A 19,918-nucleotide genomic window follows, 5' to 3' on the forward strand; every position below is an offset into this window, starting at 1 on the left:
TTTCCTTACTGGCTCAGCGCGAGGCTGGCCGGGCGCTGCGTCCAACCGCCGAAACCATCCGGCACGAGTTCGAGCAGGCTCACTTCTGATTCGCTGATACGGACGATCTCGCCGTAGTTCTGGCCCATGTGGTTATGGACCGCCACGCGGTGCACGACGCCGTCCGGCGCCTTGACGAGCGCGTAGGTTCCGGCCGGCGTCGCGATGATGCCGACCATGCGCAGCGCGTCGAGCGGAAACTCCTCGAGCGGCTCCTTGTTGCGCCGCAGATCAGGGCGCGGGCCCGTCGGGTTGGCGTTCTCGGCAGCGCGTTCCACGAACACGAACGGATCGCGCCGCTCGTCGGCGACGTACTCGAACGGCTGATACGGCTTGATCTGCGGAATCGGCTCGATGTCCTTGGTCTTGCGCGCCTTGACCTCGGCGATGTAACGGTCGAGATCCGAGGCGCCGCCGCCACAGCCAGCCAGCGCCAGCAGGCCGCCCAGAAGCAGACATGACGCAAGTGCGCGGCTCATTTCTTCTTCCCTTTCGCCGGCTTCTTCTGGACGGCGATTTCCTCGTCGTCGAGATAGCGGTAGGTCTTGGCCGTCGCCGTCATGCGCAGCTGCGTCGAGGCGTTGGCGGCCGCCGCCTTGGTATTGATCGGCCGGATCTCGACGTCCTCGATGGTCACGATGCGCGGCAGCGCAGCGACGCCGCTGACGAAATTGCCCATCTCGTGATAGTCGCCGACGACGACGATCTTGTTCGGGATCTCGGCGTAGAACTCCTTCGGGATCTCGCTCTCGGGCTGGAACAGCTCTTCCTCGAGGCTGCTGGCGATGCGCGTCTGCGAGATGTCGTTGAGCAGGTTGGCCACTTCGGCCTTGCTCGGCAGCTGCTTGAGCATCGCGCCGAAGGACTTTTCCATCTCGGCCAGCTGCTCGCGGTAAGCATCGAGACCGGCGACCTTCTTCTGCTTGGCTTCGAAGTCGCTGCGCAGCGACTGCTCCTGCTGGCGCGCGGCGTCCAGCTCCTCGCTGACCGGCCGTACCAGAAACCAGATGCCGGCGCCGCTGAGCACGACCGCGAGCAGCACGGCGGCACCGATGCGCGCCCAGATCGGCCACGCGCCCGGATTGTTGACGTCGAGCGTCTGCAGCTGCCGCAAAACGTCCTGCGCCTTCATTCGCTCACCTCCGCATCGGCGGCTTTGGTCTTATCGGCAGGGCGATTGAGAGCTTTGACTTCCAGCGTGAATTCGGACTTGCGCTGGCGGTTCTTGTCGCTGCTCTTGATGATGACCAGACGCGGGTCGGCAAACCACGGCGAGGCATCGAGATTCTTCATGTAGGTCGAGATGCGGCCGTTCGAGTCGGCGACGCCCTCGATCTTGACCAGGTCGCCCTGCTCCTTGAGCGAGGTCAGGCTGACGCCTTCCGGCAGCGTGTTGACGATCTCGTCGAAGAAATGCACGGTCGCGGCGCGATTGGCCTGCAGCTCCTCGATGACGCGCATGCGCGCCAGCAGGTTGTTGCGGACTTTCTCGAGCTCCTGGATCTCCGTGATCTTCTGGTCCATCTCGCGGATCTCGGCCCGCAAGCGGTCGTTGCGCTGATTCTGGTTGTCGACGGCGCTGGTCATCGCCGCGTAGGCGGCGCCGACGACGGCGACGGCGGCGATCAGGCCGAGGCCCATCATCGAAGCGAACTCGCGCTTGCGGCGTTCGCGGCGTTCCCTGCGCCAGTCGAGCAGATTGATGCGGGTCGTCATTTCTTCGGCTCGTCGAACGCACGGAAGGCCAGGCCGCAGGCGATCAGCAGCGCCGCTTCGTCGCGCGCCAGATTGGCCGGCTTGGCGCGCGCACCGACGCTCATCTGCGCGAACGGGCGGGCGATCACCGTCGGGATCTGCAGCCGCTCCTGGATCTGCGCGTCGATGCCTTCGATCTGCGCACAGCCGCCGGCCAGGATGATCTGGTCGATCTGCGTGTACTGGGTAACGGCCGAGAAGAAGAACTGCAGCGAGCGGTCGATCTGCATCGCCATGTCGACGATGAAGTTCGGCAGGATCTCGGCGGCGTAGTCCTCCGGCAGGCTGCCGGCGCGCTTGGCCTTGGTCGCTTCCTCGAAGGACATGCCGTAATGGCGCATGATCTCTTCAGTGAGCTGGCGGCCGCCGAACGCCTGATCGCGGGTGTAGATCGTGTGGCGATCGTGCAGGATCAGCACCGACATGGTGTTGGCGCCGATGTCGACGAGCGCGATCGTGCGACCCTTGCCGCCGTCGGGCATCTGGTGCTCGAGGAATTGCGCGGCGTTTTCGAGCGCGTAGGTCTCGATGTCGACGACCTTGGGCTTGAGGCCCGCGAGCTCGATGGCGGCGCAGCGCTGATCGACCTGTTCCTTGCGGCAGGCGGCGAGCAGGACGTCGACCATCTCGCTGTTCTTGGCGTTCTTGCCGACGAGCTCGAAATCGACATTGACCTCGTCGATCGGGTACGGGATGTACTGATCCGCTTCGGCGCGGATCTGCTCTTCCATCTCGTCGTCGGAGAGCGCCGCCGGCATTTCGATGATCTTGGAGATCACCGCGGCGCCGGAGACGGCGACGGCCGCCTGGCGCGTGCGCGTGCCGGCGCGATTGACGGCTCTGCCGATGGCTTCCGCCACCAGCTTGGGTTCCGTGATCTGCTTGTCGGAGACGGCATTCGGCGGCAGTGGCTCCACGGCGTACGTCTCGACGTGGAACCGCTCTCCCTTACGCGCCAGTTCCAGCAACTTCACCGAGCTGGAACTGATATCCAGGCCGATCAGATGCTGATCCCCCCCGCCAAACAGCGATTGTCTGATCGCCATAAAGCCTCGTACCACCCGCGTTGACTTTCCCCCGCGAGCCCGAAACACTTTTCCGGCCCGGCGCCGTACTATAGCCGAAAGCTCTTCCGGTGCAACGCAAGCTTCTGCGGGCAACTCTATGAAGCTTAAGTAAACATTGCCGCGCTCTGCGCGGGCGTTCCGGCCCGTTGGCGGCCCTAGGTGAAGCATGAAACGGTGGATACTCGCGACGACGCTGGCCCTCGCGGCGCTGGTGCTCGGTGGTGCCGTCGCGGCCTGGGGCGCCGCCCAGTATTTCGGTCGCGACCTGCCTTCGGTCGACAGCCTGCGCCAGCTGCAGCTGGCCGTTCCGCTGCGCGTCGTCAGCCGCGACGGCAAGCTGATCGGCGAGTTCGGCGCCGAACGGCGGGCGTTGCTCAAGTACCAGGACATTCCGCAGAACGTCATCCACGCCTTCCTCGCCGCCGAGGATGACCGCTTCTTCGAGCATCCGGGCTTCGACTGGCAAGGGCTGACGCGCGCGGCGTTCAAGCTCGCCAGTTCCGGCGAGAAGGCGCAAGGCGGCAGCACGATCACGATGCAGCTGGCCCGCAACGTGTTCCTGTCGAACGAGCGCACCTTCACGCGCAAGTTCAAGGAGATCGTGCTGGCGACGCGCATCGAGCATGAGCTGTCGAAGCAGGAGATCCTCGAGCTCTACCTCAACAAGATCTTCCTCGGCGAGCGCGCCTACGGCGTCGGCGCCGCCGCGCTGGTCTATTTCGGCAAGGACATCCGCGCGCTGTCGCTGTCGGAGATCGCCGTCATCGCCGGCCTGCCGAAGGCACCGTCGCGCGACAACCCGGTCGCCAATCCACAGCGTGCCCACGAACGTCGCGACTACGTGCTGCACCGCATGCGCGATCTCGGCTACATCTCGGCGCTCGATTACGAGGCGGCGCTCGCCGAGCCGGTGACCGTGCACCCGTATCAGGCCAAGGTCGAACTCGACGCCGCCTACGTCGCCGAAATGGCGCGCGCGCAGCTCGTCGAGCAGTACGGCGAGGACGCTTATACGAAGGGCTACACCGTCGTCACGACGATCGATTCGAACAAGCAGCTCGCCGCCAACGCGGCGTTGCGCAAAGCCCTGCTCGACTACGACGAACGGCACGGCTGGCGCGGCCCCGAAGCGCGCCTGCCGGCCGATGTGCTGAGCGAGAGCGGTCACGGCGAACTCGGTCGTGCGCTCGATGCGCGGCCGCCGGTCGCGGGCCTGATCGCCGCCGCCGTCGTGTCGTACGCGCCGGAGGAGATCAAGCTGCTGACCCGCGACGGCCTCGTCACCCTGGAGAAGGCCGATTTCGCCTGGGCCAACGCCAACCTGGCCAGGAAGCCGCTCGAGCCGGGCGACGTCGTGCGCGTGCGCCGTGTCGGCGAGCGCTGGCGGCTCGCCGAAGTGCCGTCCGTGCAGGCCGCATTCGTCGGTCTCGACCCGATGGACGGCGCCATCGAGGCGCTGATTGGCGGCTTCGATTTCTACGCCAACAAGTTCAACCGCGCGATCCAGGCCCGCCGTCAGGCCGGCTCGGGCTTCAAGCCGTTCCTCTACTCGGCGGGTCTCGCCTACGGTTTCACGCCCGCTTCGATCTTTCTCGATGCGCCGGTGGTGTTCGACGGCGCCACCGAAGGCGCCGGCTGGCGCCCGGAGAACTTCGAGGGCGATCTGCAGGGCCCGATGCGTCTGCGCGAAGCGCTGGTGCAATCGCGCAACCTGGTCTCGATCCGCCTGTTGCAGGCGATCGGCATCGACTACGCCCGGCAGTACGTGCCGCGCTTCGGCATTCCTGCCGATCGCCTGCCGAACGATCTGACGATGGCACTCGGCAGCGCCGTGTTTACGCCGCTGGAGATGGCGCGCGGTTACGCGACGATCGCCAACGGCGGCTTCGTCGTCGATCCTTATTTCGTCGCCGAGATTCGTGACGCCCGCGGTCAGGTGCTGTACGCGGCCCATCCGAAGCGCGCCTGTCCGGCCTGCATCGACCAGCGCCTCGCCGAGGCGGCCGACGCCGATCGCGCCGCGCAGGCGGCCGTCGCGCCGCCACCACCGGCAGACGATCTGGCGCCGCGCGCGATCGAGCCGCAGATCGTCTGGCTGATCGCGGACATGATGCACGACGTCGCCGTGCGCGGCACTGCGGCCAAGACGCGCGAGCTCGGTCGCAACGATCTGGCCGGCAAGACTGGCACGACCAACGACGAGACCGACGCTTGGTTCAACGGTTTTCAGAAGACGCAGGTCGGTATCGCCTGGGTCGGTTTCGATCAGCCGACGCCGCTCGGTCGTGGCGAAGTCGGCGCCCGCGCCGCGCTGCCGATCTGGATCGACTACATGCGCATCGCGCTCAAGGGCGTGCCCGAGGAGCGCATGCCGCGGCCGGCCGGACTGGTCGAGGTGCGCATCGACCCGCGTAGCGGCAAGCTCGCCCGGGCCGGCGCCGGCGATGCGATCTTCGAGACCGTGCAGCAGGATCACATCCCGGAAGCCGAGAGCGGCGACGAGCGCGATCCGAACAAGGCCGGGCTCGAGGACCTCTACTGAGCGCATCGCCATGAACGGGCCCGATCGCCGCGGAATTGCCGAGGAGGCGGCGCGCATCGTCTGCGAAGAAGCGCTGACCGACTACCACGGCGCCAAGCTGAAGGCGCTGCAGCGGCTCGGCCTGCCGCCGCGCACGCCCTTGCCGGACAACGCCCGCGTCGAGGCGGCGGTCATCGATTATTTGCGATTGTTCGGCGGCGAACCGTATCGCCAGCACCTGCGGCGCATGCGCCGGCTCGCGCCGCGCCTGATGCGGCGGCTGGCGTACTTCGAACCGCGCTTGACGGGTGGTGCAGTCAGCGGCGCCGTGACGGCGGCGCATCGCCTGCAACTGCATGCATTCGCCGAGCAGCCCGAGATGCTCGACGTGTTCCTGATGGAAGCCGGAATCGCTTTCGAGGATGGCGAGCGGCGCTACCGCTATGCTGGCGGTCGTGAAGTGGCGATACCGTTATCGCGTCTCGAACTTGACGGCATCGGCGTCGATATTGCCGTCTTCTCGCTCGATGACCGCAATCGGCCGCCGCTCTCGCCGAACGATGGCCGTCCTTATCGCCGGCTCGATCTGGCCGAAGCCGAACGCCTCGCCGAAGCCGGCGACGACTGAAGAAGCCGCCGCCGCACTCCGCTCAGAGGTCGAGATTGCCGACCAGCAGCGCGTTCTTTTCGATGAAATCGCGACGCGGTTCGACCTGTTCACCCATCAGCGTCGTGAAGATCTGGTCGGCAGCGACCACGTCTTCGACATCGACCTTCACGAGGCGGCGGTTTTTCGGCTCCAGCGTGGTCTCGCTGAGCTGCTCCGGGTTCATCTCGCCGAGTCCCTTGTAGCGCTGGATGTGCAGGCCACGGCGCGCCTCGCCGAGCAGCCAGGCGTAGACCGCGTCGAAGTCTGCAACGCTCTGTTTGCGCTCGCCGCGCGAGACTTGCAGACCGCCGTCGCCCAGCGCCGCGATGCGCTGACGCAGCGCCGCGATGCGCTGGTAGTCCGTGCCGAGGAAGAAGTCGCTGTTGAAGGCGATGAGCTGTTCGTTGCCGTGCATTCTCCGCGTCACTTCGACGAGCGGCGCTTCGCCGCCCACGCGCGCATCGACGCGGAAGCTGCCGCGCAGGCCCTCGCCGTTCAGCGCCGCCGTGAAGCGGGCTGCCCAGGCCGGCAAATCGGCCGCCAATGCCGGAACCGGCGCCAGACGGGCCAGTTCGGTGAGAACGTGATGATCGTAGCGGCGTCCGAGTCGTTCGATCAGCTCGTTGACAGAAGCGTACTCGCGGATCAGCGAAGCCAGGGTTTCATGTGGAACCGCTGCAGCCGGCACAGTGCTGGCGCTGGCGCTCAGCGCGGCGCCATCGAGCGCGGTGCCGATCAGCCAGTTGTTCAGCTCGTGATCGTCCTTGACGTAGGTTTCGGTCTTGCCGCTCTTGAGCTTATAGAGCGGCGGCTGGGCGATGTAGATGTGACCGCGCTCGACCAGCGTGTACATGTGCCGGTAGAAGAACGTCAGCAACAGCGTGCGGATATGCGCACCGTCGACGTCGGCGTCGGTCATGATGATGATGCGGTGGTAGCGCAGCTTTTCCGGCTTGAAGTCATCCTTGCCGATGCCGCAGCCGAGCGCCGTAATCAGCGTCGCAACTTCCTGCGACGACAGCATTTTCTCGAGGCGGGCACGCTCGACGTTGAGGATCTTGCCCTTCAGCGGCAGGATCGCCTGGAACTGGCGGTCGCGGCCCTGCTTCGCCGAGCCACCGGCCGAATCACCCTCGACCAGGAACAGTTCGGACTTCGTCGGATCCTTTTCCTGGCAGTCGGCCAGCTTGCCCGGCAGGCCGATGCCGTCGAGCACGCCCTTGCGGCGGGTCATCTCGCGCGCCTTGCGCGCCGCCTCGCGCGCCGTCGCCGCCTCGACGATCTTGCCGCAGATGATCTTGGCTTCGGCCGGACGTTCCAGGAGGAACTCGGCGAGCTTCTCGGCGACGACTTCCTCCACCGCCGGGCGCGCTTCGCTCGACACCAGCTTCATCTTGGTCTGCGAAGCGAATTTCGGGTCCGGCATCTTCACGGACAGCACACAAGCCAGGCCCTCGCGCATGTCGTCGCCGCTGACGTCGACCTTGGCCTTCTTGGCGTACTCGTTCTCTTCGATGAACTTGTTGATGACGCGCGTCATCGCCGCGCGCAGGCCGGTCAGATGCGTACCGCCGTCGGACTGCGGAATGTTGTTGGTAAAGCACAGCACCTGTTCCTGGTAGCTGTCATTCCACTGCATCGCCACTTCGACGGCGACCTCGACCGTGGGTCCGGAGCCGACCGGCACCGAGGCGACACCACTCGAGTAGAACACCGTGGGATGCAGCACGGTCTTGGCGCGGTTGATGTAGTCGACGAATCCCTTCACGCCACCGGAAAACGCGAAGTCCTCTTCCTTGCCCGTGCGCTCGTCGAGTAGGCGAATGCGCACACCGTTGTTGAGGAACGACAGCTCGCGCAGGCGCTTGGCGAGAACCTCGTAGTGGAACTCGACCTTGCCGAAAATCTCCTCGTCGGCGAGGAAGTGCACCTCGGTGCCGCGCTTGTCGGTTTCGCCGAGGACCCGCAGCGGCGACACTTCGACGCCGTTCTGCACTTCGATGAGGCGATCGGCGGCAGCGCCGCGATGGAACTCCATGAAATGCTTCTTGCCGTCGCGGCGAATCGTCAGCTTCAGCCATTTGCTGAGCGCGTTGACGCACGAGACGCCGACGCCGTGCAGACCGCCGGAAACCTTGTAGCTGTTCTGATTGAACTTTCCGCCGGCATGCAGCACGCACATCACGATCTCGGCGGCGGTGCGCTTCGGTTCGTGCTTGTCGTCGAACTTGACGCCGACCGGAATGCCGCGGCCGTTGTCCGAAACCGAAATCGAATTGTCGGCGTGGATGGTGACGACGATGTCGTCGCAATAACCCGCCAGCGCCTCGTCGATCGCATTGTCGACGACTTCGAACACCATGTGATGCAGACCGGTGCCGTCGGAGGTATCGCCGATGTACATGCCGGGACGCTTGCGAACCGCTTCAAGGCCTTCGAGCTGCTGGATGCTGGATTCGTCGTAAGCGGGATTCGGCTGCGCAGTCATCGGGATCGGCTCAAACGTGAAGTAGACATTTTACCACCCCGGCACTCATCGCCTGTGTGCATAAGCTTGGGGATAGGCTCTGTAATATGGGGTCAGGCGCGCACGGTTCCATGTTCCACGTGGAACACGGCGGGATCGAGGCGCTTCAGCGCTGCATTCAGCTCGAACGCCGTCATGAAGACCTGTCCCGCATAGCTCGCCAGCGCGCCCAGCAGATTGTCCTGGTACGGCTCCGCGAGCTCGGCGGCGACATCGTCGACCAACAGGATGGGCGCAAAGCCGGTCTGGCGGTGAACTTCCTCGCATTGCGCCAGCAGCAGGGCCGCCAGCAGCAACTTCTGCTGTCCGCGGCTGATGCGATGCCGGATCCCGCGATCGCCGGCCCGGATGCGAAGCTCGGCGCGATGCGGACCGTTCAGGGTCGTACCGAACTGCAGATCGCGTTTGCGCTGCTGCGCCAGCGCGTCCCGCAGGTTCGTGCCAGCCGGCCAGCCGCGCTGCAGCTCGAAGTGCCACTCTCCCTCACGCAGCAGGGCATCGACCCGCTCGGAGGCACGCGGCGCAATCTGTTCCAGATGGCGACGACGCAGGGCGTCGAGCTGCTCGCCGGCCTCGGCCAGCTCCGGTTCCCAGGCCGCGATCTCGCGCTCTCCGCGCTGCTGCCGCAGCAGCAGGTTCCGCTGCCGCAGCGCTCGGCGGTAGCGACGCCAGACGTCCAGAAACGAGTGTTCCACGTGGAACACCCCCCAATCGATGAAGCTGCGCCGATACGTCGGACCATCCTGAACGATGCGATGCATGCCCGGTTCGAGGATCTGTGTCGGACATAGACGCAGCAACTCCAGCGTCGTCGTCGCCGCGCCGTCGAGCCGTGTCTCGAGACCCTGGCCGTCCCAGCGCATACCGAGCGTGTGCCCGAGCGAAGACGCGGAGGCATAGCGCCCGAACACGGTCCACTGCCGGCTCTCCCGCCCGGCCAGTTCCTGTGCGCTGCTGCCGCGAAACGAACGTCCACGATTGAGGACGTAGATCGCCTCCAGCAACGTTGTCTTGCCAGCGGCATTTTCGCCCACAAACAAATTGAGCCTGCCGGGAATCAGCAGGCTCAAGCCTTGCAGCGAACGGAAATTGTCAGCCTTGAGCTGTGCGAGCCGCATGGGCCTCCACGTCGATCGCAGTGCCGCGGCTCAAAGCCGCATCGGCATCACGACGTACTTGCTCGCCAGACTGTCGGCGGCGTGGATCAATCCGCTCGAATCCGCGTTCTTCAGCTCCATCACGAACTGCTCGCTGTTCAACGCGCCGAGCGCATCGAGCAGATAGTTGACGTTGAAGCCGATCTCAATCGGTCCGCCTTCATAGCTGACTTCGAGATCCTCTTCCGCCTCCTCGTGTTCCGGATTGTGCGTCTGCAGGCTTAGCTTGCTGCCGTCGATCGTCAGGCGCACGCCGCGGAATTTCTCGTTCGACAGGATCGCCGTGCGGGCCAGCGCCCGCTTCACGGTCTCGCGATCGGCCTGCAGCTTCTTGTCGCCCGATTCCGGCACCACGCGCTCGTAGTCCGGGAAACGGCCATCGATCAGTTTCGTCGTCAGACGCACGACATCCAGATCGACTTCGATCTGTGACGCGCCGATCTTCACCGTCGCCGGCTCCTCGGTGGCATCGAGCAGACGCTGCAGCTCCAGCACCGCCTTGCGCGGCACGATCACTTGCAGCTTCTCGCCCACGCCAGTGTCGGCTTCGATCTCGCTCAGCGCCAGACGATGGCCGTCAGTGGCGACGGCGCGGACGCGCTTGGCGTCGACTTCGAGCAAAGTGCCGTTGAGGTAATAACGAACGTCCTGCTGCGCCATCGCGAACTGCGTGCGCTCGATCAGACCGCGCAGTTGCTGGCGCGGCAGGCTCAGCGTCTTGCCTTCGCCGACGCGACCGAGCGCAGGAAATTCCTCGGCCTTCAGACAAGAGAGCGAATAGCGGCTGCGTCCGGACTTGAGCAAAGCCTTGTCGCTGCCGACTTCCAGGCTGATCTCGGCGCCTTCGGGCAGGCCGCGGCAGATATCGAAGAGCTTGCGGGCCGGAACCGTTGCCCGACCGGGAGCGAGATTCTGTACCCGAGCACGCGCTTCGAGCTCGATCTCCAGATCGGTGCCGGTCACGACCAGTTCGTCGTCCTTCAGCTCCAGCAGGAAATTCGACAGGACCGGCAAGGTCTGCCTGCGCTCGACGACGCCAATGACCGCCGACAGCGCCGACAGCAATTCATTTCGCCCCACTTGCAGTTTCATAGCCTTATCCCATCACTCTTGTCTTCAAACCAATTCAGATCTAACAGCAATAGTTCCGCGTCGGCGCTGTGGATATTTATTTTATTTACAATTAAATCATTAACTTAAACGAAAATATCAGGCCCGACTGAAGCACCAAGAAGCCCCGTCGATTCCTGTGCATAAAATCTGGACTGATTTTATCCACAGCTTGTACCGAGACGCGCCCCCAAGCTCATCCCTGCCCCGGTCCACAGCTTGTCAAAAACCGAGCTGCCGTTGCAGGTTTTCGTAATCTTCCCGGTACTTCACATCTTCTTCGCGCAGCTCGGCGATCTTGCGGCAGGCATGCAGCACGGTCGTGTGATCCTTGCCGAAGGCTTCGCCGATCTCGGGCAGCGAGTGCTGCGTCAGTTCCTTGGCGAGCGCCATCGCGACCTGACGCGGCCGCGCCAGCGAGCGCGTGCGGCGCGGCGAGTTCAGATCGGCGACGCGGATGTTGTAGTACGCCGCCACGGTGCGCTTGATGTTGTCGATCGTCACCATGCGCTCATAGGCCGCCAGCATGTCCTTGAGCGTGGCGCGCGCGAATTCGACCGTCAGCGGTTCGCCGCGCAGGCGCGAGCTCGCCGACAGGCGCAGCAGCGCGCCTTCCAGCTCGCGCACGTTGGAGCGCACGCGCTGGGCGACGAACAGCGCCACTTCCTTGGGCAGCGCGACTTTGTTCTGGTCGGCCTTGGCCAGCAGGATCGCGACGCGGGTCTCCAGATCCGGCGGCTCGACGGCGACCGAAAGTCCCCAGGTGAAGCGCGACTTCAGGCGATCGTCGATGCCGTCGACGTCCTTCGGATAGCGGTCCGAGGTCAGCACGATCTGCTTGCGGCCGTCGATCAGCGCGTTGAAGGTGTGAAAGAACTCCTCCTGCGTACGCTCCTTGTGCGCGAAGAAGTGAATGTCGTCGATCAGCAGGGCGTCGACCGAGCGATACAGGTTCTTGAACTCGTCCATCCGCCCGTGGCGGATCGCGGCGGTGAACTGGTTCATCCACTGTTCGGCGCCGACATAGACGACGCGCGCGCGGCGATCGGCCTGCAGCGCATTGCCGACCGCATGCATCAAGTGCGTCTTGCCGAGGCCGGAGCTGCCGTAGATCAGCAGCGGGTTGTAGGTGCCGCCGGGCTCCTCGACGACGTGCTGTGCCGCCGCTCGCGCATGCGAGTTCGACTTGCCTTCGATGAAGTTCTTGAACGTGTAGTCCGGGTTCAGCTTGCCGGACGGCAGCGGCGCCGGTTCTTCGACGGCCGCCACCGGCTCTGCGCCGGCAATGACGCTCGCAGCGGCAGGGCTGCGGCCGTCGACCGTGCCGACGGCGATCTCGACTTCGCTGAGGTCGCGGCCGCCGCTGACCTTGATGCCGCGACGGATCAGCTCGAGAAAGTCCTGGCGGACGCGTTCGAGCACCATGCGGTTCGGCGCCAGCAACGTGAGGCGATCGCGTACGAAAACCGGCTGCAGCGGGCGAATCCAGGTGTGGATGTCGCGGTCCGGCAACTCACCTTCCAGCCAGCGCACGCACTGCGCCCAGAGATCCTCTTCTTGCATTGATTTTTGGGTGTGAGACGCGGTCGTGGGCACGACCGTGCAACGGTGGGAGCGCGCGCGGGCGCCGGACCGGAAGTTTATAGTTTCGGTCACAACTTATCCACAGCTTTGCGCAGGCGGCGGTCTTGAACACATTTCCGCCAGCCGGTACACTCCGCGCCCTTTTTGTGTTTGCCAACCGTATTAGGTGATTCATGTCGAAGCGCACTTATCAGCCGAAGAAGCTGCGTCGCAAGCGCACGCACGGGTTCCGTGCCCGCATGGCGACCAAGGGCGGTCGTCTGGTGCTGTCGCGCCGCCGCGCCAAGGGCCGCAAGCGTCTCGTTCCGTAAGGCTCGGAGTTTCGCGAATGAAGGCGCGCTTTCCGCGGCGCGCCCGCTTGCTGAAACCCGCCGAATTCAAGGCTGTCTTCGAACGCGGGTTCCGAGTACACGAACGGGGTTTGACGGCGGTGGTCGCCGTCAATAAGGTCGGCCACGCCCGACTCGGTCTGGCGGTCTCGAAGAAAGCGCTTGCGCTGGCGACCGATCGCAACCGGGTCAAGCGTCAGATCCGCGAGAGCTTCCGCCTCCATCAGGCGCGACTGCCGAGCGTCGATCTGGTCATTCTCGTCAAGCCCGGCAGCCGGATACTCCAGTCTCCGCTGCGCCAGAGCCTGGAGCGATTGTGGACCCGTATCTCAGCTTCATCGGTCGTTTCATCGGCCGCTGCGCCATCGTCCTGATCCGCGGCTACCAGCTGCTGCTGAGCCCGTTGCTGGGCCCCCGCTGCCGTTTCTATCCGAGCTGCTCGCACTACGCGGTCGACGCGATCGGCCTGCACGGTCCGGTGCGCGGCGGCTGGCTCGCCCTGCGCCGCATCGGCCGCTGTCATCCTCTCAACGCCGGCGGATACGATCCTGTCCCGCCCCCACCGCCGGGGCGCCGTGCCTGCGCCTGCGGTTCTGCTCACCACGAAGCCTGAAACGATGGAAAACCGTCGCTTTATCCTGATCGCGCTGCTCGGCGTCGTCCTCTTCTTCCTCTACCAGGCCTGGCAGAAGGACTACGGCAACCACCAGCCGTCGCCGGTCGCGGACCAGTCCGCGCCGACGACGCCCGACGCCGTGGAAGCGCCCAGCGCCGCGACGGCGGCCGCGACCGAAGCCGGCGATGAGCCGGCGCCGGCGGCGCCCGCGCAGCGCATCCGCGTCGAGACCGACGTCTACATCGCCGAGATTTCCACGCTCGGCGGCGAGCTGCGCCGCCTGGAGCTGCGCCAGTATCCGGCGGACAAGAACAAGCCCGAACCGATGTCGCTGCTCGACGATCGCAACGGCCGCCTGTTCGTGCTGCAAAGCGGCCTCGCCGGCTCCGAAAAGGCGCTGGTCACCGACAAGACGCCGTTCAGCAGCGCGCAGGCCGCGTACCAGCTTGCCGAAGGCCAGGACACGCTCGAGGTGACGCTGAGCTATCAGGGCGCCGATGGTCTGCAGGCGGAAAAGATCTACCGCTTCCATCGCGACAGCTACCAGATCGAGCTGAGCCAGACGATCCGCAACGGCAGCGGCGCCGAGCTCACGGTCAGCCCGTATGCGCGGCTGGTGCGCAACGAGTTCAAGCCGGACGGCGAGCCCAAGTTCGCCCACACCTTCACCGGCGTCGGCTTCTATCAGCAGTCGGAGCCGGGCAGCGACAGCTACAAGTTCAAGAAGACCGCGCTCGACAAGCTGGCGTCCGATGGCTTCGACACGCAGCAGACCGGCGGCTGGATCACCATGCTGCAGCACTACTTCGTCGCCGCGATCGTGCCGCCGGCGGACGAGACGCTGCGCTACAGCGCGCGTCCGCGCGAGGCCGGCGGCTACCGCGCACAGGTGGTCGGCGCCAGCGTCGCCGTGCCGGCCGGTGCCGAGCATCGTTTCGACACCAAGCTCTATGTTGGCCCGAAGCTGCAGGACCGCGTCGACGACGTCGCCCCGGGCTTCGAGCTGACGCTGGACTACGGCATCCTCAAGGCGATCGCCCGGCCGATGTTCTGGGTGCTCAAGCTGTTCCACACCTGGACCGGCAACTGGGGCGTCGCGATCATCCTGCTGACGATCGTCGTCAAGCTCGCGCTGTACAAGCTGTCCGAGGCGCAGTACCGCTCGATGGCGAAGATGAAGGTCTTCGGCCCGAAGATCCAGGACATCCGCGAGCGTTACGCCGACGACCGCGAACGCCTGCAGAAGGCGATGATGGATCTGTACAAGAAGGAGGGCTTCAACCCGCTCGCGGGCTGCTGGCCGATCCTCGTGCAGTTCCCGATCTTCATCGCCCTGTACTGGGTGCTGCTCGAATCGGTCGAGCTGCGCCAGGCGCCGTTCATGCTGTGGCTGCAGGATCTGTCCGCGCCCGATCCGTTCTACGTGCTGCCGGTGCTCTACGGCATCACGATGTTCATCCAGCAGAAGATGTCCGGCAACACGGCGATGGACCCGACGCAGCAGCGCGTCATGCAGATCATGCCGATCGGCCTGACCGCCTTCTTCGCCTTCTTCCAGTCGGGCCTCGTGCTGTACTGGGTCGTCAACGGCCTGATCAGCATCGCCCAACAGTGGGTCATCACCCGGCGCCTCGCCGGCGAAGGCCTCAAGCGCTAGCCCGCCCGAGCGCACGCCGGTATCTGCCGGCGTGCGCTCGACGCTGTCGCGCTCCGGCTCGCTAGACTCGCCGGTATGCCGATTCCGACCGATACCATCGTTGCCATCGCGACCGCCTCCGGTCGTGGCGGCGTCGGCATCGTGCGCCTGTCCGGTCCGCAGGCCAGCGCGATCGCCGCACAGCTCGCCGCGCCACTGCCGCCACCGCGCACGGCGGCCTTGCGCCACATCCGCGCCGCCGACGGCAGCGTGCTCGACAGCGGCCTGCTGCTGCATTTCCCCGCGCCGCACTCGTTCACCGGCGAGGACGTCGTCGAACTGCAGGCGCACGGCAGTCCGGTCGCGCTGCAGCTGATCGTGCAGGCCGCCTGCGCGGCCGGTGCGCGCCTGGCGCGGCCGGGCGAATTCTCCGAGCGCGCCTTCCTGAATCAGCGCATCGACCTTGCCCAGGCGGAAGCGATCGCCGATCTGATCGACGCCGCGACCACCGAGGCGGCGCGCGCCGCGCAGCGCTCGCTCGAAGGCGAGTTCTCGCGTCGCGTCGAGGCGATCGCCGCGCAGCTCGTCGAGATCCGCATGTACGTCGAAGGCGCGCTCGACTTCTCCGACGAGGATGTCGACTGGCTGGCCGACGGTGCGCTCGGCACCAGGCTCGAAGCCGCGCGGGCCGCGCTCGACGAGCTGCTGGCGCGGGCCGCGCAGGGCCGGCGCCTGCGCGACGGCTACACCGTGGCGCTGACCGGCCGGCCGAACGTCGGCAAGTCGACGCTGCTCAATCGTCTGGCTGGCGCCGACGTCGCGATCGTCACCGAGATCGCCGGCACCACGCGCGACGTGCTGCGCGAGAACCTCGACCTGCGCGGTCTGCCGGTGACGCTGGTCGACACCGCCGGCCTGCGCGAGTCCGACGATCCGGTCGAACGCGAAGGCATCCGCCGTGCGCGTCGCGCGCTGGAGCAGGCCGAGCTGGCACTGTTCATCGTCGATGCGCGCAGTGGCCTCGGTGCCGAGGACCGGCGCCTGCTCGAAGCGCTGCCGCCGTCGCTGCCGCGGCTGATCGTGCACAACAAGTGCGATCTGGTCCCGACGCTGGGTACGCGTGCGGAGAGCGCGGACGAACTGCATCTGTCGGCGGCGACCGGTGAAGGCATCGAAAGCCTCATCGACGCGATCCACCGCCACGCCGGCCTGCACGCCGGCGGTGAGGGCGCGTTCTCGGCGCGCACGCGCCACGTCGAGGCGCTGCGCCGCGCCGCCGCGCATCTGCGGCAGGCCGCGCAGCGCCTGTCCGAGCGCTCGATGCCCGAACTCGCCGCCGAGGACCTGCGCCTGGCGCACGAAGCGCTCGGCGAGATCACCGGGCGCTTCACGAGCGAGGATCTGCTCGGGCGCATCTTCGCGAGCTTCTGCATCGGCAAGTGAGGCGCTCCGTGTCGCGCTGCGCCTGCGGCGCGCGCCGACTGATCTTCGCCAGCTCTGCCTGAACGCCAGACAAGCAACGGCGGCCGCTTCGTTGCCGGAGCGGCCGCCGTGCACCTGCGTGATGCGGCTCAGTCGCCTTCGCGACGGCCGATCGAACGTGCCGCGAGCGCTGCCAGCGCCCCGCTCGTGGCGACCGCGACGACGCCCGGCCAGCCCCATTGCGCGAGCGCCAGACTGCCGAGCGCGGCGCCGCTGGCCATGCCGACGAACATGCCGGTGAACAGCAGCGCGTTGAGGCGGCTGCGGGCGCCGGCGTCGAGGCCGTAGACGATGGTCTGATGCGCGACCAGCGCGGCCTGGATGCCGAAGTCGAAACCGATCGCGCTCGTCGCGATCAGGCCGATCTGGGCCTGCATCGACAGCAGCGGGCCGACCGCCATCGCCGCGAATGACAGCGCCGCGAGTCCGGCGCCGAGCCGTGCGACGCGATCGGGACCGTAACGGTCGGCGAGGCGGCCGGCGAGCGGCGCCGCCAGCGCGCCGGCGGCACCGGCCAGGCCGAAGGCGCCGGCCGCCGCGCTGCCGAGCTGGAAGCGGGCGTGCAGCATGATCGCGAGCGTCGACCAGAAGGCGCTGAAACCGAGCGACAGCAGGCCCTGCGACCAGGCCGCGCGGCGCAGCGCCGGATGCTGCCGCCACAGCCGCAGCAGCGAATGCAGCAGCGCGCCGTAGTGCAGCTGTGTGGTCGGCCGGAAGTGCGGCAGGCCGCGCCAGGCGGCGACGCCGATCGCCGCGATGCTGAACGCGGCGAGCACATAGACCGCGCGCCAGCCGAGATGCTCGGCGAGCAGGCCGCTGATCACGCGCGACAGCAGGATGCCGAGCAGCAGGCCGGTCATCACCGTGCCGACGATCTTGCCGCGATGGGCGTCGGGCGCCAGCGTCGCGGCGGCCGGCACGATGTCCTGCGCGAGCGTCGCCGTCAGGCCGACCGCGAGGCTCGCCGGCAGCAGCCAGCCGATGCCCGGCGCCGCCGCGCTGAGCAGCAGTGCGAAGCTCAGCAGCACGGCCTTGGCGACGATGATGCGGCGCCGGTCGTAGCGGTCGCCGAGCGGTGCGAGCAGCAGGATGCCGAGCGCGTAGCCGAGTTGCGTCAGGGTCGGCACCAGGCCGACGAGCCGGCTGTCGCTGTGCAGATCGGCGCCGAGCACGCCGAGCATCGGCTGGCTGTAGTACAGCGAAGCGACGCTGAGGCCGGCCGCGGTGGCCAGCAGCAGGATCAGCGAAGGCGCAAGGTTCGCGGTCGGTGCAGAAAGGTTTGCATGCATGGGTTGAATGGTAGACATCGAGCGGCTCCAGTCTGGAAGCGACGTGCGCATTGTCCTTAGGCGGCTGGCGGCCTGGTAGGCGCGTCCTCTGCAGATCTGCTATACGCTCCGCGCATGGCCGTTGCTTCGTACACGCCGGGAACCGACCGCCTCGAACTGATGCAGACCTTCGTGCGCATCGTCGAGGCCGGCAGTCTGTCGGCGGCCGCCGAGCAGCTCGGCACCACGCAGCCGACGGTTAGCCGTCGCCTGCAGACGCTGGAGCGCGCGCTCGGCCTGCGTCTGCTGCAGCGTTCGACGCACGGCCTGCGCATGACGCCCGACGGCGAGCGCTGCTACGCCGGCGCCAAGGCCCTGCTCGACGACTGGGAGGCGCTCGAAACCGAGCTGCGCGGCGCGCAGGACGAGCCGGGCGGGCGGCTGCGCGTGGTCGTGCCGCACGCGTTCGGTCAGGGCCAGCTGATCGAGCCGCTGACCGACTACCTGCGCCGCTATCCGCGCGTCTCGGTCGAGTGGCTGCTGCATGACCGCCAGCCGGATTTCATCGCCGATGGCGTCGACTGTGCGATTCACGTCGGCGCCGTCGACGATCCGGCGGTCGTCGCGCAGCGGCTCGCCGAAGTGCCGCGCATCGTCGTCGCAGCGCCGTCGCTGCTCGGCGAAAACCCGCTGCCCGAGGCGCCACAAGCGCTCGCCGCACTGCCCTGGCTCGCGCTGCGCACCTTCTATCGCGACGAGGTATCGCTGATCCGTCCGCAGGACGGCGCCCGCGAGCGCTTCGCAATCTGCCCGCGCCTGGCCACCGACAGCCTGTACGCGCTGCGCACTGCGGCGCTCGCCGGCCTCGGCGCGGCGATCGTCTCGGCCTGGCTGGTCGCCGACGACCTCGCGCGCGGCGAGTTGCGCCGCCTCGCGCCGCAGTGGGAGGCGCAGCCGCTGCCGGTCTACCTCGTCTATCCGCAGGCCCGCTTCTACCCGGCGCGCCTGCGCCGCTTCCTCGCGCTGATGCGCGAGCGCATGCCGATGATCGACGGCATGCGGCCCTGACCCGCACGAACCGACGCGGTTCGGAGCGGCACCGGCGTTCCATTTCGCGGAGCGGACAACGCTCCCGGTGCTGCGCGACTTCCGCCGTCTTTGGGCCGGTCGGCGCCGTATACGGGTTTCCTATGCGCCGTCGTGCCGTCCAGCCTCGAATTCCTACGGGCGTCCCGATTCCAATACCGACGCCGCATCCGCGGCCGCGTATCGGATTCGCCATGAGCAGCTTGTTCTTTCTCGGCCTGGGTGTGAGCGGTGTGGTGCTGCTGTTGCTCTATGCCCGCAGCAAAAGCCGCCGCCAGCGTCAGTTGTACCGGCGCTCCCGCTCCTGAAGGCGGGCCAGACCGCCGTCTCCGATCGCGCCATCCATCCGCGCGAGGTTTTTCCATGCATCTACTTACCAGCTTCCCGGCAGCGGCGTTCATCGCGGCTGCCTCGCTGGCGGCGCCGGCCGCCGCCACGGCATCCACCGCCACAGGCAATGTCGGCGCCTTCAGCGAATACCTGTATCGCGGTGTCGAGCAATCGAACGGCGCCGCGATCCAGGGCGGGATCGACTACGCGCACGACAGCGGCCTGTACATCGGCACCTGGGCGTCGAACACCGATTTCGCCGGCAGCCAGGGCACGGTGTCGGACGAGATCGACGTCTACGGTGGCTACACGCATTCGTTTGGCGCGGTGACGATCGACGTCGGCGCCTACTTCTACTACTACCGCGACGATACCTCGCTCGACACCATCGAGTACTACCTCGGCCTGAGCGCCGGCCGTTTCGGGGCCAAGGCCTACTACACCGGCGACTACTTTGGCACCGACGAGGACGGCTTCTACGTCACGGCCAGCTATGCGCTGCCGCTCGGCGATACGCTGGCGCTGACGCCGCAGGTCGGCTACAGCGTTGGCGATGGCCCGCGCGCTTTCGTGATCGCGGCCTTCGATCCGGAGCCATCCGACCATTACCTCGACTACAGCCTGACCCTGACCAAGACGCTGGACGATGGCCTGAGCTTCTCGCTGGCATTGATCGGCACCGATCTGCACGACGACGACGAAAAGGTGGTCGTGGGCCTGAAGAAAACGTTCGAGCTCTGACGACTTCGTTCCGCGTAAAGC

At 66.6% G+C, this 19,918-nt stretch carries 18 protein-coding genes; 9 read left to right on the top strand and 9 right to left on the bottom strand.

Annotation, left to right across the window (positions count from 1 at the left end):
• Positions 1-5 precede the first annotated feature (5 nt).
• From H149_RS0100865 to H149_RS0100880, 4 genes are read right to left on the bottom strand one after another with little or no spacing between them, the layout of a single operon-like run.
• Positions 6-518 (bottom strand): pilus assembly protein PilP, encoded by a 513-nt coding sequence (locus tag H149_RS0100865; protein WP_020647831.1) that lies wholly within the window; start codon positions 516-518, stop codon positions 6-8.
• Positions 515-1,171 carry a type IV pilus inner membrane component PilO gene (locus H149_RS0100870; protein ID WP_020647832.1) on the bottom strand — a complete coding sequence of 219 codons (657 nt, stop codon included), beginning with the start codon at positions 1,169-1,171 and terminating at the stop codon, positions 515-517. Before H149_RS0100870 ends, H149_RS0100865 begins: the two co-directional genes overlap by 4 nt.
• On the bottom strand, positions 1,168-1,755 hold the full coding sequence (locus H149_RS0100875; RefSeq protein WP_020647833.1) for a PilN domain-containing protein: 588 nt from the start codon (positions 1,753-1,755) through the stop codon (positions 1,168-1,170). The genes H149_RS0100870 and H149_RS0100875 overlap by 4 nt, the downstream gene beginning before the upstream one ends.
• Positions 1,752-2,840 carry a pilus assembly protein PilM gene (locus tag H149_RS0100880; protein ID WP_020647834.1) on the bottom strand — a complete coding sequence of 363 codons (1,089 nt, stop codon included), beginning with the start codon at positions 2,838-2,840 and terminating at the stop codon, positions 1,752-1,754. The genes H149_RS0100875 and H149_RS0100880 overlap by 4 nt, the downstream gene beginning before the upstream one ends.
• A gap of 187 nt (positions 2,841-3,027) precedes the next feature.
• Between H149_RS0100880 and H149_RS0100885 the strand changes: the two genes are divergently transcribed.
• Both H149_RS0100885 and H149_RS0100890 read left to right on the top strand, forming a co-directional pair.
• A complete protein-coding gene (locus H149_RS0100885) occupies positions 3,028-5,403 on the top strand; it encodes a penicillin-binding protein 1A (RefSeq protein ID WP_020647835.1) in 2,376 nt (791 codons plus the stop codon).
• A gap of 139 nt (positions 5,404-5,542) precedes the next feature.
• Entirely contained in the window at positions 5,543-6,010 is a 468-nt protein-coding gene (locus tag H149_RS0100890) for a hypothetical protein (protein WP_245540445.1), read from the top strand.
• Between the two features lie 22 nt (positions 6,011-6,032).
• Here H149_RS0100890 and gyrB read toward each other — a convergent pair whose 3' ends face one another.
• The 4 genes from gyrB to dnaA all read right to left on the bottom strand — a co-directional run bounded on the left by gyrB (position 6,033) and on the right by dnaA (position 12,388).
• Positions 6,033-8,519 carry a DNA topoisomerase (ATP-hydrolyzing) subunit B gene (gene gyrB, locus H149_RS0100895; RefSeq protein ID WP_020647837.1) on the bottom strand — a complete coding sequence of 829 codons (2,487 nt, stop codon included), beginning with the start codon at positions 8,517-8,519 and terminating at the stop codon, positions 6,033-6,035.
• Between the two features lie 92 nt (positions 8,520-8,611).
• Complete coding sequence (recF, locus tag H149_RS19245; protein ID WP_020647838.1) at positions 8,612-9,676, bottom strand: DNA replication/repair protein RecF; 1,065 nt, start codon at positions 9,674-9,676, stop codon at positions 8,612-8,614.
• 30 nt (positions 9,677-9,706) lie between these two features.
• Positions 9,707-10,807 (bottom strand): DNA polymerase III subunit beta, encoded by a 1,101-nt coding sequence (gene dnaN / locus H149_RS0100905; protein WP_026352733.1) that lies wholly within the window; start codon positions 10,805-10,807, stop codon positions 9,707-9,709.
• A gap of 240 nt (positions 10,808-11,047) precedes the next feature.
• A complete protein-coding gene (gene dnaA / locus H149_RS0100910) occupies positions 11,048-12,388 on the bottom strand; it encodes a chromosomal replication initiator protein DnaA (RefSeq protein WP_020647840.1) in 1,341 nt (446 codons plus the stop codon).
• A gap of 194 nt (positions 12,389-12,582) precedes the next feature.
• Between dnaA and rpmH the strand changes: the two genes are divergently transcribed.
• From rpmH to mnmE, 5 genes are all read left to right on the top strand, one after another.
• Positions 12,583-12,720 (top strand): 50S ribosomal protein L34, encoded by a 138-nt coding sequence (rpmH, locus tag H149_RS0100915; RefSeq protein ID WP_020647841.1) that lies wholly within the window; start codon positions 12,583-12,585, stop codon positions 12,718-12,720.
• A gap of 17 nt (positions 12,721-12,737) precedes the next feature.
• Positions 12,738-13,112, top strand: a complete 375-nt coding sequence (gene rnpA, locus H149_RS22495; protein ID WP_083930717.1) for a ribonuclease P protein component — start codon at positions 12,738-12,740, stop codon at positions 13,110-13,112.
• The gene (yidD, locus tag H149_RS0100920) at positions 13,055-13,351 is read left to right on the top strand and encodes a membrane protein insertion efficiency factor YidD (RefSeq protein WP_020647842.1); all 297 of its coding nucleotides are present in this window, start codon (positions 13,055-13,057) and stop codon (positions 13,349-13,351) included. Before rnpA ends, yidD begins: the two co-directional genes overlap by 58 nt.
• Before the next feature lie 4 nt (positions 13,352-13,355).
• Positions 13,356-15,011 carry a membrane protein insertase YidC gene (gene yidC / locus H149_RS0100925; protein ID WP_020647843.1) on the top strand — a complete coding sequence of 552 codons (1,656 nt, stop codon included), beginning with the start codon at positions 13,356-13,358 and terminating at the stop codon, positions 15,009-15,011.
• 75 nt (positions 15,012-15,086) lie between these two features.
• Positions 15,087-16,433 carry a tRNA uridine-5-carboxymethylaminomethyl(34) synthesis GTPase MnmE gene (gene mnmE / locus H149_RS0100930; protein ID WP_020647844.1) on the top strand — a complete coding sequence of 449 codons (1,347 nt, stop codon included), beginning with the start codon at positions 15,087-15,089 and terminating at the stop codon, positions 16,431-16,433.
• Positions 16,434-16,561: 128 nt separating this feature from the next.
• Here the strand turns inward: mnmE and H149_RS0100935 are convergent, their stop codons facing one another.
• Positions 16,562-17,779 (bottom strand): MFS transporter, encoded by a 1,218-nt coding sequence (locus H149_RS0100935; protein WP_039747602.1) that lies wholly within the window; start codon positions 17,777-17,779, stop codon positions 16,562-16,564.
• A 96-nt stretch (positions 17,780-17,875) separates the two neighbouring features.
• Between H149_RS0100935 and H149_RS0100940 the strand changes: the two genes are divergently transcribed.
• Positions 17,876-18,808, top strand: coding sequence for a LysR family transcriptional regulator (locus H149_RS0100940; RefSeq protein WP_020647846.1), 933 nt, complete (start codon positions 17,876-17,878; stop codon positions 18,806-18,808).
• 381 nt (positions 18,809-19,189) lie between these two features.
• A complete protein-coding gene (locus H149_RS0100950) occupies positions 19,190-19,897 on the top strand; it encodes a TorF family putative porin (protein ID WP_020647848.1) in 708 nt (235 codons plus the stop codon).
• Positions 19,898-19,918: the final 21 nt, after the last annotated feature.

Origin of the sequence: Solimonas variicoloris DSM 15731 (genome assembly GCF_000382285.1) — a bacterium.
In the GTDB taxonomy this organism is placed as follows: Bacteria; Pseudomonadota; Gammaproteobacteria; order Nevskiales; family Nevskiaceae; genus Solimonas; species Solimonas variicoloris.